This window comes from Chryseobacterium turcicum (genome assembly GCF_021010565.1).
Classification (GTDB): Bacteria; Bacteroidota; Bacteroidia; order Flavobacteriales; family Weeksellaceae; genus Chryseobacterium; species Chryseobacterium turcicum.
On sequence record NZ_JAJNAY010000001.1, the window covers coordinates 2,489,161 to 2,505,687 of the forward strand.

At 33.0% G+C, this 16,527-nt stretch carries 9 protein-coding genes and 3 pseudogenes; 11 read left to right on the forward strand and 1 reads right to left on the reverse strand.

The features are described from left to right. Positions 1-7: 7 nt before the first annotated feature. Positions 8-277 (reverse strand): annotated as a pseudogene (locus LO744_RS11330) (IS3 family transposase); the annotation flags it as partial. A 318-nt stretch (positions 278-595) separates the two neighbouring features. On the opposite strand from LO744_RS11330, the gene LO744_RS11335 reads away from it, so the two are divergent. From LO744_RS11335 to LO744_RS11385, 11 genes and pseudogenes are all read left to right on the forward strand, one after another. Beyond that, the gene (locus LO744_RS11335) at positions 596-922 is read left to right on the forward strand and encodes a hypothetical protein (protein ID WP_230669372.1); all 327 of its coding nucleotides are present in this window, start codon (positions 596-598) and stop codon (positions 920-922) included. Beyond that, positions 873-1,088, forward strand: coding sequence for a hypothetical protein (locus LO744_RS11340; protein WP_230669373.1), 216 nt, complete (start codon positions 873-875; stop codon positions 1,086-1,088). The genes LO744_RS11335 and LO744_RS11340 overlap by 50 nt, the downstream gene beginning before the upstream one ends. A gap of 81 nt (positions 1,089-1,169) precedes the next feature. Further along, positions 1,170-1,637: a T9SS type A sorting domain-containing protein gene (locus tag LO744_RS11345; protein ID WP_230669374.1), complete on the forward strand. Its 468-nt coding sequence runs from the start codon at positions 1,170-1,172 to the stop codon at positions 1,635-1,637. Beyond that, positions 1,637-5,068, forward strand: a complete 3,432-nt coding sequence (locus LO744_RS11350; protein ID WP_230669375.1) for a hypothetical protein — start codon at positions 1,637-1,639, stop codon at positions 5,066-5,068. The genes LO744_RS11345 and LO744_RS11350 overlap by 1 nt, the downstream gene beginning before the upstream one ends. Positions 5,069-5,363: 295 nt before the next feature. Then, positions 5,364-6,986, forward strand: coding sequence for a T9SS type A sorting domain-containing protein (locus tag LO744_RS11355; RefSeq protein ID WP_230669376.1), 1,623 nt, complete (start codon positions 5,364-5,366; stop codon positions 6,984-6,986). A gap of 3 nt (positions 6,987-6,989) precedes the next feature. Further along, positions 6,990-10,442: a hypothetical protein gene (locus LO744_RS11360; protein ID WP_230669377.1), complete on the forward strand. Its 3,453-nt coding sequence runs from the start codon at positions 6,990-6,992 to the stop codon at positions 10,440-10,442. 8 nt (positions 10,443-10,450) lie between these two features. Beyond that, positions 10,451-14,023, forward strand: a complete 3,573-nt coding sequence (locus LO744_RS11365) for a DUF6443 domain-containing protein (protein WP_230669378.1) — start codon at positions 10,451-10,453, stop codon at positions 14,021-14,023. A 1-nt stretch (position 14,024) separates the two neighbouring features. Continuing rightward, entirely contained in the window at positions 14,025-14,570 is a 546-nt protein-coding gene (locus LO744_RS11370; RefSeq protein ID WP_230669379.1) for a hypothetical protein, read from the forward strand. 10 nt (positions 14,571-14,580) lie between these two features. Next, positions 14,581-14,769: pseudogene (locus LO744_RS20470) on the forward strand (RHS repeat-associated core domain-containing protein); the annotation flags it as partial. Between the two features lie 682 nt (positions 14,770-15,451). Further along, a complete protein-coding gene (locus LO744_RS11380; protein ID WP_230669381.1) occupies positions 15,452-15,733 on the forward strand; it encodes a hypothetical protein in 282 nt (93 codons plus the stop codon). 47 nt (positions 15,734-15,780) lie between these two features. After that, positions 15,781-16,524 (forward strand): annotated as a pseudogene (locus LO744_RS11385) (RHS repeat-associated core domain-containing protein); the annotation flags it as partial. Positions 16,525-16,527: the final 3 nt, after the last annotated feature.

A 16,527-nucleotide genomic window follows, 5' to 3' on the forward strand; every position in this document is an offset into this window, starting at 1 on the left:
TACAAATTTAGTTTTGATTGTTAAATTCTTCTATCGTTTGGTAATTCAGGGTGCTATGACGTCTTTTTTTGTTGTACCAGATTTCTATGTATTCGAAAACTTCCAGCTCCATTTTTTCTTTTGTAATGAGCTTGTTACTATAAATGAGTTCCGTTTTTAATGATTTGAAAAAACTTTCAGCCACTGCATTATCCCAACAATTTCCTCTGCGGCTCATACTTCTTGTGACGTTATAAAAATCTAATGTATTTACAAATTTTTTGCTTGCATATTGAACATGGATATACTAATTTAATGTCCAGTAAAGGTTAAGCATAAAACCTTAATTTTAACATATGAAACGCAAGCAAAAATTTATGATAATGCTTTTCTTTACTCAATCAATATTTAATATCTCAATTTAATCATTATATTCTTACAATTTATCTAATTCTCATAGCGTTTTATTACACTAAAAATATCACGTCAAGTTTTGACGTGATTGATATTTACATTTGTCACATTAATATGATAATACTCATATTAAATCTAAAATAAGAGATTATAAAATTATTTAAAAAGCATTAAATTCGCAATCAAAATTAATAACCAAATCATGAAAAAACTCTACATGAGCGCATTCATTATATGCACAACTGCTGTACTGTATGCTCAGGATGTTGTATGGCAGAAAGATATTAAATCTTCTACTCAGGATTTTCTTTCACAAGTCACCACAACAATAGACCAACAGTATCTTATAACAGGAAGCTCTATTCAATCTAAAAAAATAACTTCGGATAATAAACAGAACAACGGCTACGATTTTCATTTAGTTAAATTGAATCAGCAAGATGAAGAAGTCTGGGAAAAAAATTTCTCGGGACAGAATCATGGTTTTTACTTCATCCGGATATATTATCGGGGGAGAATCGAGATCTGAAAAGTCAGGAAACAAAACCGTTGGCATTGAAGAAGGAACCGATGTTTGGTTGATTTCTTTAAACACAAAAGGCGACCAACAGTGGCAAAAATCTTACAATTTTAAAAACCGTGATATTCTGATGGGAATGAATGTCATCAGCGGAAAACCATCAACTGACAACTGACAATCATCAACTAAAGGCATCTTACTCGGAGGTTACACTCAGGCAGAAGGAAGAATAGAAGCCGATGATGAAACATTCTGGATGATGTACATTGATAATGACGGGAAAGAGCAATGGCGAAAACATGTAAAAGGAGAATCTAGAAAGAAAGAAGAACGGCTTTCTGACCTGAAAATGAATAAGGATGGTTCTATTGTTTTAGCAGGAACTAGTGCTGAAGAATTAGGTAAAGAGAACTGGAAGATTGTGAAATTGGGCGATCAACAAATTGATCAGTTGATAGAAAAACAGAATATTAAGATTTATCCTAATCCGGTATCAGACTACGCTTATGTTGAAATAGGATTTGACTCTTCGACAAGCTCAGAGCAAGGTTTTAAGGAAGCAGACATCACCCTTTATGATATGGGTGGTAGACAGCTTCAGAGCTTGAAAACAAAGAATAAGATAACCAAAATAAATACGCAGAGTTTGATTCAGGGAGCGTATCTGATTGTGATAAAAACAGATACTGAGAAAACTGCGAATGCTAAATTGATAAAGAAATAATGAAAAAGATACATAATATATTTAAGATTGTACTGCTGCTATTTTACGGCTTTTATTTTTCACAATCGACAGGTTCTTCGGTAAGTAACCCTATGGATAATATCAATCAAATGTATCCGGCTTCTCCAACTGTGAATAATTTGATGAAATTTGAAGAAACACCTACCAATAATTATACGGGAATTCCTGATATTAAAATTCCGATTACCAGCCTGTCCACAAAATCTCCTAGTGTAAAGGTTAATGTATCATTAAATTACCATCCAAACACGGCAAAACCTGAAGATAAATCTTCGGAAGTAGGGCTTGGCTGGAGTTTGTTTGCAGGCGGGTCGATTTCCAGAACAGTCATGAATGGGCCTGATGGTGATGTTGTGATTCCAAATCTGCATCAGATACCAAAAACAGGGATTTATTATGATGAATTTTCCCCCGGCTCTCAAACTAATCTTACAAGAAAATTTTTGGACTCTCTTGAAACTGAAGGGGTATATGTTCCTATTGTAAAGTCGCCAACCTACAACAGCTTTTTGAATTTTGCATATAAAGCCTGTTATTTAAATTTATTTGATACGGAATATGATCTGTACCAATATAATTTCATGGGGTATAGCGGCAGGTTCATTATTAAAAAAAATTCAAGCAATCAGTTGTATGTTCAAAAGCTTGACGAAAACAATCTAAAAATTGAAATTAGCTCACTGAACCCTAATAAAACATATGATGTCAGTAGATTTACCATAATTGATGAATTTGGAAATAAATATATTTTCAATGTTACGGAAGACTCGAAAATCACATCCTATAGTCATAGAATAGGATTTAATGGATATATTAGTGATAATATGTATAATATAGGAGCGGTTACATCTGCATTCCACTTAGGTGAGGTTCAAGATGTATTGGGGGATACTTTGATAAAATTCAATTATTATCCTTTAAGCCCTGTTTTCTTTACGACCAATTCGAGTATTACAAGAAATAGTTCAACTCTGATTGAAAATTCTTATACCTATCCCCATAATTTTGGAAATGTAATTCCTGCAGCACAAGAATTTTCTACCAACAGTATCAATACTCAAACAAGACTGTTGAAAGATATAGAAATAGTAGGCCGTGGAAAAATTAACCTTTCCTATCTCCAGAGCAGGATAGATACCAATTATAGCAACCCCAACCAACTCAATAAACTTGATTATATTCAGATACTGAGCCCGGCGGGAAACATTATGGATACCTATAAATTCAATTATTCCAATTTCAGTTTTGATTTACACAACATGCAGGAATACCGTTTGAAATTGGATAACATAAGTGTTTTTGATGCTTTACAACAAAAAAAATATGATTATCAATTGAATTATACGAGCAATATACCATTATCCTCTTCAAAACTGAATATAGATCATTGGGGCTGGTTTAATTGTATTAAGCCTACCGATAATACTCTTTTGAGTAGAAATCCGTCTCCTGCCTGTATGAAATATAATATCTTAGAGAGCATCAAATTACCTACAGGGGGAATACAGAAATATGATTTTGAAAGCAATACCTATTCATTTATTGGTTCTGAACCGGCTGATATCTATGATAACCCGGATAATTGGGATGCTAACAGTTATATGACGACCCATAGCGGATCTCAGCAAAACGTAAAGAATTATTTCTTCTCGTTGTCTGGCGTGCGCCAAATGGAGATTAGTTTTCCGGATCTTGAGGATAACTATAATATTAGAAACAATACCTGGACATTTAGTATTTATAAAAAAGTGGGGAATGTCTACAATCTCATTACGATTATTGGACCAACAGTTGATCCAGATCCTGATTATCCAGCATATCATCTGAGAAATTTAGAGGCAGGTGATTATTATACAACATTCCAGGTTATTTCAAATACCAGCTATGTTAATTATGGCCAGATAAAAATATTGGCAGAGTTTAAAGAAAAGAAAAGTACAAATCTTATCCAATATGTAAACGGAGGCGGTATCAGGATCAAGAATATCAGCTATTATACAGATGAAAATATTTCTGTGCCTGCAAAATCAATAAACTTTGACTATAATAATATTGAGAACGGTCAGGAAATTTCTGGGGCTTTAATTTATCCGAAACCGCTGCACAATTATTTTTACGAATATAGTAACATTTTTACGGGTTCGGCGGGATCTTTAGGTTTTGATAAAGCATATACGATACTCTCTTCCGACAATTTTATTCCCGTTCAAAAAACACAGGGGGCAGATGTCGGGTACAAAAATGTATCAGTTTCAGAATTAAATAAAGGGAAAACTGTTTACACTTATACGTATCCTGAAGATACTCCAAACGCTATATTTCCGTCATCTTTTGCCCCTCCGTTTATATCATATCCGAATTTTGATTTTAAAAGAGGACTTTTAGTCAAAGAAAGAAAAGTAGATGTATTCAATAATGATTTATCTATTAGTGATAATGTACATCAGCTTCGTTCTGTTTATAAATATACAGGAATCAAGTTCCAGTATCCGGATTCGCCTTACAAAGAGTTTACAACAGCTGGTGCATTTATGAGTTATGAACACTATCGTCAAATATGCACAAGTGGTGGTATCCCTGGTCCAAATTGTAATTTCTATCAAGATCCCAAAATTTTTGTCAGCCTGGAAGTGGTAGGAAAAGCCAATATGACTAATTCTGTTTCAAAAGACTATAATAACGGAAGTTATATCCAAACAGTTAACAATATTTTATTTAATGCGAGAGACCTTCCGATTAAGAAAGAAACGATTCTTCCATCTCAGGAAATTAATGAGACCCTTTACTCTTATGCCCATGAAAAAGGAAATACAAGATTAATTAATGCTAATATCATTGGAATTCCTCTTGAAACATCTATTATTAAAAAACAAAATATTACTGATCCAGGGAAGGTACTTTCAAAAATAGAAACAAAATATGACAATCCTTCCAACTTGTTCCCAAGTTCAGTGTTATCTTATGATTTCAATAATGTTGCTCAAACCGAAGTCACTTATGATCAATATGATTCCAAGGGGAATTTAGTGCAGTACACAACCAAAGACGGTATTCCTACAGCAATCATTTGGGGATATAATTCTGCTCAGCCTATTGCTAAAGTTACAGGTGTTCCTTATTCCGTTGCCGGTAGTTTGGCAGCAGAGATTATCACTGCCTCTGATGCTGATATTAACGCAACTACAGAGCAGACTTTAATAGACAAACTAGATGTATTCAGAAAACAGTCTGCATTTCTCAATGCCCAAGTAACGACATATACTTACGACCCTTTGATTGGAGTAACAAGCATCACTCCACCGTCAGGAATAAGAGAAGTTTATAAATATGATTCTGCCAACAGGTTAGAAAGTATCAAAGACATTAACGGTAAACTGTTAAAAGAATTCAAATACAACTACAAACACTAACCCAAATCATGAAAAAAATAATCATCCCAATAAGTGCATTGTTTGTAGTAGGGTTTTCCCATGCGCAGACTTTGAATTTAAGTTCAAACTAGAATTGGATATACTAATTTAATGTCCAGTAAAAGTTTAGCATAAAACCCTCATTTCTTCATTAAAAATATCACGTCAAGTTTTGACGTGATTGATATTTACATTTGTCACATTAATATGACAATACTCATATTAAATCTAAAATAAGAGATTATATAATTCATTCGAAAACATTAAATTCGCAATCAAAATTAATAACCAAATCATGAAAAAACTCTACATGAGCGCATTTCTTATATGCACAACTGCTGTACTGTATGCTCAGGATGTGATATGGCAGAAAGATATTAAATCCTCTACTCAGGATTTCCTTTCACAAGTCACCACAACCATAGACCAACAATATCTTATAACAGGAAGCTCTATTCAATCTAAAAAAATAACTTCGGATAATAAGCAGAACAACGGCTACGATTTTCATTTAGTTAAATTGAATCAGCAAGGGGAAGAAGTCTGGGAAAAATATTTTTCAGGACAGAATCATGACTTTTTATCGGCAACCGTTGCTACACAGGAAGGAGGATTTCTTTTAGCAGGAACTTCTTTTTCAGGAAAAGGTCTTGATAAAAAAGAGAGTTCAAAAGGAGGATCTGATATATGGCTGATCAGAATCAATGAATTTGGAGATGAACTGTGGCAAAAAACCTTAGGAACCTCTCAGGATGAAGAAGCGAGATCTGTCATTCAGACTGCTGATTTTGGTTTTATGGTCGCTGGAAATGTTCAGAATTCAACTAATGGTTTCGGTTCTAAAGATGTGACCGTAACCAGGCTTGATAAAAATGGAAAAGTAATTTCAGAAATAATCTTAGGCGGAAGAGCCCTCGATGAAGTGGAAAAAATGATTCCTACACCTGATGGAGGTGCTTTGCTAGGTGTTTATTCAAGAAGTAATTCAACAACAGGAAACAAAACAGTAAAAAGTGATGATAAAGAAAATCCTGTTATGACTCAATTTACTGCAAAAACGACAGAAAACTTCGGGGAAGGCGATTACTGGGTCATCAAACTAAGCAAAGACAATAAAATAGAATGGGAAAAGAATTTTGGAGGTAAAGGTGATGACCATTTAAGAACCATGGTTTTTACTTCATCCGGATATATTATTGGTGGAGAATCGAGATCTGAAAAGTCAGGGAACAAAACCGTTGGCATTGAAGAAGGAACCGACGTTTGGTTGATTTCTTTAAACACAAAAGGTGACGAACAGTGGCAAAAATCCTACAATTTTAAAAATCGTGATATTCTGATGAGTATGAATGTCATCAGTACCGGAAATGGCAGAAACACGAAAGGAGTTTTACTCGGAGGTTACACTCAGGCAGAAGGAAGAATAGAAGCCGATGATGAAACATTCTGGATGCTGTACATCGACAATGACGGAAATGAACAGTGGCGAAAACATGTAAAAGGTGAATCTAGAAAGAAAGAAGAAAGACTTTCTGATTTGAAAATGAATAAAGACGGTTCTATTGTTTTAGCAGGAACAAGTGCCGAAGAACTAGGAAAAGAGAACTGGAAAATTGTGAAATTGGGAGATCAGCAAATTGACCAGTTGATAGAAAAACAGAATATTAAGATCTATCCTAATCCGGTATCAGACTACGCTTATGTAGAAATAGGATTTGACTCTTCGACAAGCTCAGAGCAAGGTTTTAAGGAAGCAGACATCACCCTTTATGATATGGGTGGAAGACAACTTCAAAGTTTAAAGACCAAGAATAAAGTAACCAAGATTAATACGCAGAATTTGATTCAAGGAGCGTATTTAATCGTTGTGAAAACAGATACTGAGAAAACGGCGAATGCGAAAATTATAAAAAAATAAAATATGATAAAAATATTTAATAATTTTCTTTTTGTTGTTATTTCTATCGGATTGTTCACAACAACAAAAGGACAAAGCAATGTAAAAAATTATGTTGAAGATGTTAATAAGATATACCCAGCTGCTCCTACCTCAAATAATTTGATGAAATTTGAAGAAGTTCCAGTAAGTAATTATACAGGAATTCCGGACATTAGCATACCTCTTGTTTCTATTCCTTCAACAAATCCCAATGTAAATATAAACATTGGATTAAAATATCATCCACTAAATACAAAATCCGAAGACAGATCAGGAGAAACAGGCTTAGGATGGAGTTTAATGGCCGGAGGAACGATTACAAGAACTGTAAGAGGTGGCGGTCCAGATGAAAAAAATAAAACAATTCCATTTGGATTCAACTATAAACTTGGAATTTATAATCATGTACTAAATCCTACTTATAAAATTATCAGCGGTGAAACAGCTTTGTTTGAAGGTAATATATTAGACAATAATGAATATGCTTTCTATGCAGTAAAAGGTAGGTATGATACTGAATATGATCTGTATCAATATAATTTTATGGGAATTTCAGGAAGATTCTATATTGTAAAAAATAATGATGGTAGTTTTACCGTTGAAAAACTTGACAGAAACAATGTACAGATTATCTGCCATAAAGATGTAGTAAGCGGAGAATTAGATGCATTCACTATCATTGATGATAAAGGAATTAAGTACAGCTTTAATGGAATGGAAAGAATTCACAGAGAATTTAATACCATTAAAATAGGCCTTACAACAAGCTTTGGCTATACCAGTTCACAGATAGAAGGTAGCGATTATTTTTCTGCATATCATTTGGTGAAGATCATGGATCAGGCAGATTCTGATTTAGTAACATTTACTTATGATCTTTTTTCTAATGTGAAATTTCAAGAAACCCCCACCTTTATAAACAGGATTGCAAGTGATGTATCTTATCAAAACCTTACCAGCGAAGTCACGGGTGATTACATAGAGGTGGATGAAGTAATGCCAGGTGCTATAGAAACACAACACACATTTAATACTTCACACACAAAACTTTTAACACAAATTAATATCATTGGCAAAGGGAATATAAAGCTAAATTACGAGGTTGGAAGGCAAGATTCAAATTATACTGAACCCAATAATCTTTATAAATTAAAATCAATTCAGACCAACTACCTAGGACAAGATCCAATAAAATTTACCGAAAAATATAATTTTGAATATGATTATTCAGATACTAACTTTTTGGAGCGCACAGACTTATCTCCCATTATTTTAAAACGTATGCTTCTGGATAAGGTAATTAGAGTTACGGAGAATAATCAAAATACAGAATATAAGATTGAATATAACCGTTTTTCAGGTATTGAATTAAAGAAAGATAAATGGGGATATTTTTTGGATTCCGGGTTGAATTATGTTGCCCAGGATGTTGTTAAATCAATCACCTATCCTACAAACGGTAAAGTTGCTTTTGATTTTGAGGCAAATGAATATAGTTACTTTCCGGGCTCAGGAAATGGACTTTTACAGCAAGTAGAAGGATACTTCAGACCTGAATATGATGGGCATTCTATACATTTTGGAAACTTTAATCCCAACATTAAAAAAGAATTTTTCACAGTTATTTCACCTCAGAAGGTAAGTTTAAAACTGATGCTGGGAAATTTAATTTATTGTAATTGGAAACTTAATATTTATAAAAAAATTAGCGATAATCAATATTCTCCGGTTGTTTACAATTACGAAATGTCAAGCCAGATGTGTAGGCGTACAACACCGCCATTCTGCCCCAATGACAATACGAATCCAGATCAGGAGATAATAAGTGAAATAAATCTTAATATTGATTTTGAACCAGGAGTTTATTATGCCTCTTTGACAGGCGATTTTGCATTTTCTTCTCCAATAGCAAATACGATAGATACTTTTGAGGCAACTACTGTAGAAAATGTTTTTGTTGATACAAAAAAAGAAAAAGGTGGAGGATTAAGAATTAATAATATTTCTTATTTCGAAAACTCAACCTCAGATATTTTCACAAAAAAATATACGTATAACTATGATGATATAAATGATCCGCAACGTAGTAGTGGCGCATTGGTATTTCCTGTGCCAATATTCAATTACTCGGTACAGTATGATTACATAGACCAGCCAGTATACCAGAAAATTCACTACAATGCTCATCTTAATGTGACTACAAACTACAACATACTTCCTGTAATGAAAACGCAAGGCGCTGATGTGGGATATAAGTTTATAAGCATACAATTACTTGATAAGGATGGAAACAGCAAAGGTAAAAGTCTTTATAATTATAGGTCTCCTATAGATTTCAGGAATACGGGAGCACTTTTAATCGATATGCCTATCATACCAATTCCTGATCAAGATTATCTCAGAGGACAACTGATTTGGGAAAAAACGACTGATGAAAACAATAGATTGCTTGCCGAAACTGAAATTATATACAATACAAAAGACGCTCTTAAAGTAAGCGGTATTAAACTGCGTGAAACATCATTTTCAAATATGATTAATCATTGCTATAGTCTTCAAAACTATACCCCTATTGTCATCAATTGCAAGTATGTAACAATATATAAAAACACTGAAAAATTTGGAATCACATTGCCTATTCAAAAAAAAGACAAATCCTACTTTTATAAAAATAATATCCCAGATATAGTTTCTACAATAACTAATTATACTTATAATACTAGAGATTATATTACAGCTACTACACAAATTTTTGCAGATGGCACTATCAACGCTTCCGAAAGTCAATATGCTCATGAAAAAGGAAATACAAGATTAATTAATGCTAATATCATTGGAACTCCTTTAGAAACGTCTATTGTTAAAAAACAAAATATTACTGATCCAGGGAAGGTACTTTCAAAAATAGAAACAAAATATGACAATCCTTCCAACTTGTTCCCAAGTTCAGTGTTATCTTATGATTTCAATAATATTGCTCAAACCGAAGTCACTTATGATCAATATGATTCCAAGGGGAATTTAGTGCAGTACACAACCAAAGACGGTATTCCTACAACAATCATTTGGGGCTACAACTCAACTCAACCTATTGCTAAAATTGTAGGTTATCCATATGCTTTAGTAAACGGTTTAGCCACCGATATTATTACAGCTTCTGATGCTGATGCTTTAAATCCTTCAAATGAGACAGCATTGATAACAGCTTTGGATAATTTTCGTCATCTCCTGCAGCTAAAAGAGTTTCAAATTACCACTTACACATATGATCCATTGATTGGAGTAACAAGCATTACCCCACCATCAGGAATCAAAGAAGTATATTTATATGATTCTGCGAATCGATTAAAAGAAATAAAGCAACAGGAAAAAAATACGGCAGGAAACCTGATTTATAAGACGGTAAAAGAATTCAAATACAATTACAAGCACTAACACAAATCATGAAAAAAATAATCATCCCAATAAGTACATTGTTTGTAGTAGGGCTATCCCATGCACAGGCTTTAAACCTAAGCACAGATCAGAATTATGTTTATTCAAAAACATATCTTGACTATGATACAAATAATCAAGCTATTAAGGCAACAGAAACCGTTCAGTATCTTGACGGTTTAGGCAGACCCAAGCAGGTTGTCAATATCAAAGCATCCCCATTGCAAAGAGATATTGTTTCTCACATCGAATATGATGGATTTGGAAGACAGGCTTTGGATTATCTTCCCGTTCCTCAAGGGGGTACAATGAACGGTGCTATTGTTCCGAATCCTTTGGCAAATGCATCCAATACACCTTTAGGCAACGAAGTTATTTTTGCTAAAAAAGAATTTGAAAACTCACCTTTAGACAGGATTTTAGAACAAAAACAGGTAGGCCAGGCATGGAGCGATAAGCCTGTAAAATTTAATTATGATGCTAATATAGATGGAGAAGTGAAAAAGTTTACAGCCACATTTGACTATACAAATTTAGAATCAAAGCTTACTCTATCAACATCTTACACTATTGCCCAATTATATAAAAATATGGTAACCGATGAAGACGGAAATAAAACCATTGAATATAAAAATGGCCGAGGTCAGGTATTGCTTATCAGAAAAGTACTAAGCGACACAGAAAATGCCGATACTTATTATGTATACAATAATTATGACCAGTTAGCGTATGTTATACCCCCTTTAGCAGCAGATGCCGTTAAAAATTTAACTAGTGGTCTATTTCCTGATATTACATTAAACAATCTCTGCTATCAATATAAATACGACAGTAGAAACCGTTTAGTAGAAAAGAAGCTGCCGGGAAAAGGTTGGGAATATATGGTCTATGACAAAACAGATAGATTAATCTTTACACAGGATGCCGTAATGCATCCTTCCAAGAAATGGCTTTTCACCAAATATGATCAATTTGGCAGAGTTGCCTATACCGGAGTTATACATCTTCCCGGCCAAACTCGTGAAGAATTACAAGCTATCACTAATAATCAGGTTATTACTGAAAAACGAGAGGGAAGTCTTTTCAGTAATGGAATACTTATTTTTTATAGCAATGATATGTACAGTCAGATAGAAACGGTATTATCTGTCAATTATTATGATAATTATCCTCGAGAAACCCCTCCTATTCCGTCACAGATTTTAGGACAGGATGTTCTTTCACAATATTCTCAGAATTCAAATATCAGCACCAAAAGTTTACCCGTAGCTTCTTATGTAAAAAACATTGAAGATGATAATTGGACCAAAAACTACACCTGGTACGACCAAAAAGGAAGACCAATCGGAAGTCATTCTATTAACCACTTAGGAGGTTATACCAAAACTGAATCTGAACTCGACTTTTCCGGAACTCCCAAGATGGTAGTTACCAGACACAAAAGATTAGACAGCGATACTGAAAAAGTAATTACCGAAAACTTCACCTATGACCATCAGAATAGATTAATGACTCACACCCACAAGGTGGACAATAATCCTGTAGAATATCTTGCTCAAAATATATATAATGAGCTTTCGCAGCTGGAAAGCAAAAAGGTAGGCGGTACAAGTTTAGGAAGTGGACTTCAACAAGTAGATTATCTATACAATATCCGTGGTTGGATGACGCAGATTAATGATCCTGGAAATTTAGTAAATGGAGATCTTTTTGGTTATAAAATAAAATATAATCAGGTAGAAGGTGAACAGACTCCTAATAATGATTTTTCAACTCTTCAGGTAAAGCCTAAATACAATGGAAATATTGCGGAAATAGATTGGAAAACATCTACACAAGAAAACGAACCGTTAAAAAGGTACGGTTATGTATATGATGGATTAAACAGGCTGAAAGCAGGCTTTTATCAAAAAGATATCAATCCTACAGCGAAAGAATACTTTGAAAAAATAGACTATGACCTAAACGGAAATATTATGAGACTCCAACGTTCTGCTGAGCTCATGACAGGAAATACTGCAGCCTTTAAGATTGATAACCTTAAATATGATTATATAGGAAATAGGCTTACAAAAGTTACTGAAGAAGAAATTGGAAAGAGTGATGGCTATCCTTATCTGGCAAGTCACAATACCATTGAATATGATAATAATGTGACAAACGGAAATGGAAACATGACCAAACATTTAGATAAAGGCATTTCTTCTATTCAATATAATTATCTAAATTTACCCAAGCAGATTACTCAGAATGCTCAAATAACCAATTATATTTATCGGGCAGATGGAGTAAAAGTAAAGAAGCTCTTTGGTGATATAGAAACCAATTATCTGGATGGTTTTCAGTATAAATCTACCAAATCATCGGGAGTTGGTAATGGAGGCGGATTTGGAACAATTGATGACCCTAATGAGGTTGCTGTTATGAAGCTCAGAATTATTCCGACTTCGGAGGGGTATTTTGATGCTTTGAGCAATCAGTATATTTATAATTATACCGATCATCTAGGAAATGTGAGGTTGAGTTATAGTGACACTAACAAAGATGGTATTGTTCAAGCAAGACAATATTTCGTAAGTGAATGTAATGGAAATTGGAATCCACCATTTGAATTTCCTATATGTATAGATAACTGGAAACCGGGCGAGATCGTAGAAATTAATAATTACTATCCATTCGGATTGTTGCATAATTATACAACTACCACTCAGAATGCTTATCAATACAAGTACAACGGTAAGGAGCTGCAGGAGACGGGAATGTATGACTATGGCGCAAGGATGTATATGCCGGATATTGGTAGATGGGGAGTGATTGATCCGTTGGCAGAAGTTTATAGACGTCATAGCCCATATAATTATGTCGTAAATAATCCAATAAGATTTATTGATCCTGACGGAATGCGAATAAGGTGGGCATCATGGGGGGATGTTCAAAATGATGAAGAGTTAAGTAAAACATTTTCTTCAAGAAAAGAATATAGAGAAGCAAGGAGAGAACTGAAAAAACAATATAGAGAAGTCGTTAATAATTCAGAAACAGCATCTTTGATTTATAATGATTTGGAAAAGGATAGTAACACCCATACAATTTTTGCAACAAAAGAAAATGGTGGAAGTACTGTTAAAAATGATGATGGAGGTACAACAATAAAAATGGGAATAGGAAATGGTAGTGATAAATATTTAGAAGGGGTTTCTAGTCTTGAAGCTAATATTCAAGCCACAGTAGCACATGAAGGAGGTCATGCATGGTTAAAGATGAAGGGTATTGAAGGAGAAATGTCAGCCCCTGATTTAAGCTCAATGCCGGAATTTAAGATATCAGCTTTCAACAGTTATGTTGAAAACAGAGAGCGTAGAGCGTCGCATATAGAAAATATTATCAGAGGAGAATTGATAAATAATGGAATTAAAAATATGAACCTATCTAGTGAGTATTCGGCACAAATGATGAGATATGATTCAAAATCCTTTTTAAAAATGCAATTACAGACTGTTCCATTAAAATTATTAGAAAATAATCCATACAATGCAAATGACTATTTAAATAGAGTATATAAAATATCTGATATTAAATAAGATGAAATATTTATTGTTATTAACATTATTTTTTGTCTCATGTAAAGGGCAGAATTTTAGAAAAAATTCAGATTGCAATGTGATAGAAACAAAAAAAATAGAAGAGTTTGACAGAGTATATGAAAATATTATAATGCCAGATAATTATAAAAATATAATTAATGGTAATGATGCAAGTAATAATTATGAAGTTATTTTATTCATTACAGGAGATAATAGTGATGGAAGTATTACTATTCTGAAAAATAATGATAAGAAAAATATTGGTTATAAGAATTACTTTAAAACAAATCAAAGCTTAAGTTTCAAAGAGAAGGATTTTAAGACTATTTCAGAAAATTTAGAACTTTTAAATTATGGTTTGTATTACGAGAACTGTAAAAAAGAGACTTCTAAGAATATTTACTTACTAATAGTAAAAAAAAATGGAATTGTAGTTTCAAAATACTTAACATACCATTCATTAAATTTTGAAAAAAGCCAGTCTAACGGAAACCTTAATTATTTAAAGAATATTTTAGAAATAATGTATAGAAATTCTTGGTAGTCACTATATCGCTTATCAATACAAGTACAACGGCAAAGAACTCCAAGAGACAGGAATGTATGATTATGGGGCAAGATTTTATATGCCGGATATTGGAAGATGGGGTGTGTTGGATCCGCTGGCAGAAAAAGACAGACGTTGGACTCCATATCGTTACGCATATAACAATCCTCTTCGCTTTATCGATCCGGATGGAAGAAGAGAAGAGTTATTCATAGACGGGGATAGAGCTGAAGAATCAACAGCAGAATTACAAAAATCTACAAATCTTAAGTTAACACGGAATAGTGAGACAGGAAAAATTGAAGCTGAAGGTAAGGCAATTACTAAAGCGGATAAAAAATTACTTAAAACAATCCAGGATAAAAAAAATGTTGTAAAGTTAGAAGCAACTTCGTCTTATACTATTGGAGATGACGGATTAATAATAGTCGGGGCATATTTGGGATCAAAGGCTGAAGGAGATAAAATATTCGGAGAACAAGTCATTAACATTGATCAAGCAAAGAAAATAGAACAAAATGGAGGAAGTAAGGCTTCAGCAAATGTTTTACATGAGGTATTAGAATCATATGAAGCTATGAGTATAGGCAATGGAATTCATGACTACCGCTCAGCAGATGTGCAAAAATATATATATAAGAAAGCCCATAAAATAGTAAACAAAATACCTGAAGCGAAATCAGATGAAAATATCTTTAAAGATGAAGGTATTTATAAACCAGGGTATAATACCTATTATCATTTAAATCCCACAACAGGAAACAAGAAAATTTTATTTATCTATGAAAACGAACCTTAATTTAAGTTTTTATAGAATTATATCAATAATATTTTTATTAATTATATATTCTTGCACAGGTATTTCAAACAATACTACTATGGAATCGAATAAATTAAAAATTTTATCAATCGATTCAACTAATGATTATTATGTATTTAATGTCCGAAATGATATTATTCTTGCTGAGAAAAGAAAGGTTACTTCATGCAATTTTTTTAAAAATATAATTAAAGATAGTATTATAGAAACAAGCAGACTTAAATCAGGAAAAAAACATGTTATAATTGGTTTTAATGAATTAACCATAAATAATGTGAAAATTAAGAAAAAAGGAAAATTGGCAAAAGTGATTAATGGTTGTGGGGCATTTATACCATAAAAATCTAAGTTTATAATTCTCGCTACGAGCATTTTTTCACAAATAACTACAAGTACCAAGGACAGGAGTTGCAGGAGACTGGTTTCTACAGTTTTAAATGGAGAAATTATATGCCCGATGTAGGAAGGTTTTTTAATGTTGACCCGCTTTCTGAAAAGTATGCTTACCAATCTCATTATAATTTTTCTGAAAATAGGGTTGTTGACGCAAGAGAACTTGAAGGTTTAGAAAAAGTTTTAATTAATACAGCACTAAATAGAGATAAATTATTTAAAAGTGCTTATACTGCAAATAGACAAACAACAGGAGGTAAACAATTTTTACAAAAAGTACAAACTCAAAACAAGTATAATGTTTTATATGCGCCCTTCTGGAATAAATATGATCCTTCTTCTGGAAGAGAATTCTCTGTGTCAAATCAGCAAGAGTACAACACTACTATTTCAAATTATGGTTTAAAGATTAATAAATCAGAATATAATAATATTACAGATAATGGAACCAAAGAATTAATTATTATTGGTGTTCAATTAAAAACTAATGGTAGTAGAAAAGATGTAGAAAAAGAAGAAACGCTTAATTTGGCAGCAACCATTAATCATGAAGAATCTGCACACGCGGTATTTAGTTTAGATAACATTGAAAAGTCTAATGCGGAAGGATATAAATCATATTATGGTGAAAAAAAAGAGTCTTCACCTTCCCCAAGAGATGTTTTATCTGATAAAAAATATGAAAGAACGCAAGCAAAAATGAACTTTAAAGAGTTATTGAAAGTCATTTTTAAATAATAA

What these genes read in the sequence shown, in the direction of transcription:
- LO744_RS11350 (WP_230669375.1), top strand. Translation starts at nt 1,637, where the DNA reads ATGAAAAAGATACATAATATATTTAAGATTGTACTGCTGCTATTTTAC.
- LO744_RS11345 (WP_230669374.1), top strand. Translation starts at nt 1,170, where the DNA reads ATGATGTACATTGATAATGACGGGAAAGAGCAATGGCGAAAACATGTA.
- LO744_RS11365 (WP_230669378.1), top strand. Translation starts at nt 10,451, where the DNA reads ATGAAAAAAATAATCATCCCAATAAGTACATTGTTTGTAGTAGGGCTA.
- LO744_RS11360 (WP_230669377.1), top strand. Translation starts at nt 6,990, where the DNA reads ATGATAAAAATATTTAATAATTTTCTTTTTGTTGTTATTTCTATCGGA.
- LO744_RS11370 (WP_230669379.1), top strand. Translation starts at nt 14,025, where the DNA reads ATGAAATATTTATTGTTATTAACATTATTTTTTGTCTCATGTAAAGGG.
- LO744_RS11340 (WP_230669373.1), top strand. Translation starts at nt 873, where the DNA reads ATGGTTTTTACTTCATCCGGATATATTATCGGGGGAGAATCGAGATCT.
- LO744_RS11355 (WP_230669376.1), top strand. Translation starts at nt 5,364, where the DNA reads ATGAAAAAACTCTACATGAGCGCATTTCTTATATGCACAACTGCTGTA.
- LO744_RS11335 (WP_230669372.1), top strand. Translation starts at nt 596, where the DNA reads ATGAAAAAACTCTACATGAGCGCATTCATTATATGCACAACTGCTGTA.
- LO744_RS11380 (WP_230669381.1), top strand. Translation starts at nt 15,452, where the DNA reads ATGGAATCGAATAAATTAAAAATTTTATCAATCGATTCAACTAATGAT.